Consider the following 785-nt stretch of genomic DNA (forward strand, 5'->3'; position numbering starts at 1 on the left):
TACTCGCCTGAAATGGGGATATATATTTCTTCCGACCCCATTGGGCTGGCTGGAAACAACCCGACACTCTACGGGTATGTGCAGGATGTGAATACATGGTTAGATATTTGGGGATTTAATGTATTTTGGTCTGGTAGATCTCCAGCTCTTGAAGCTGCCAGAGTTTTTACATCTAATAATCCAGGACGTGTGGTTTTAGAAGATACATCAAAAGGCATAGAATTGACAAATATTACTAAAGAGATGGACTGGATTGACGCTAAACCGTTGTGGAATAATGCATCAGCAGAGTTTGCAGAAAATGCTGTTGCTGATTTTAATGCTGGCAAAATATCTCATGTTGATGTATTTATCAACGATGCCCATTATTCAGGTTCAATTAGTGTTTGGGAATCAGTTGAGAAACCAATATTAGTCAAAAATAATATTCCTATTGTGGAACATCATATAAACGTAAAATGTACTTAATATGCCAATACTTAAAAGTGATAAAGGATATTATATAATAATATCAGGACGATGCGGAATAACCTATTTTGATGAACAAAATAAAGAATTCATTTTGGATGCAGAAATGGTAAATTCTCCGTTATATGATTTTGTTGTTTCTTCAAAAAATATTACCACATCAGGAGAAGTCCTATCAGATAAAGATATAAAAAAAATAATTCAAAGAGTTTATGAATTGTGTAGTGATAATAATATCAAATTATTAATCACAGAGAATTAAATTAAAAGAAATAAAATAGTCTGATCATGTTACTCGCGGACAGTCATATCACTAT

General features: G+C 32.9%; 1 protein-coding gene and 1 pseudogene. Both read left to right on the forward strand.

The window, feature by feature from the left end:
* A pseudogene (locus HMPREF0673_RS14865) lies at positions 1 to 468 on the forward strand (hypothetical protein); the annotation flags it as partial.
* 1 nt (position 469) lies between these two features.
* Positions 470 to 730 (forward strand): hypothetical protein, encoded by a 261-nt coding sequence (locus tag HMPREF0673_RS06095; RefSeq protein WP_007899513.1) that lies wholly within the window; start codon positions 470 to 472, stop codon positions 728 to 730.
* The last annotated feature ends 55 nt before the right edge of the window (positions 731 to 785 follow it).

This window comes from Leyella stercorea DSM 18206, assembly GCF_000235885.1.
GTDB lineage: Bacteria > Bacteroidota > Bacteroidia > Bacteroidales > Bacteroidaceae > Prevotella > Prevotella stercorea.

Excerpts from the sequence above, each read along its gene's own strand:
- HMPREF0673_RS06095 (WP_007899513.1), top strand. The coding sequence starts at position 470 with ATGCCAATACTTAAAAGTGATAAAGGATATTATATAATAATATCAGGA.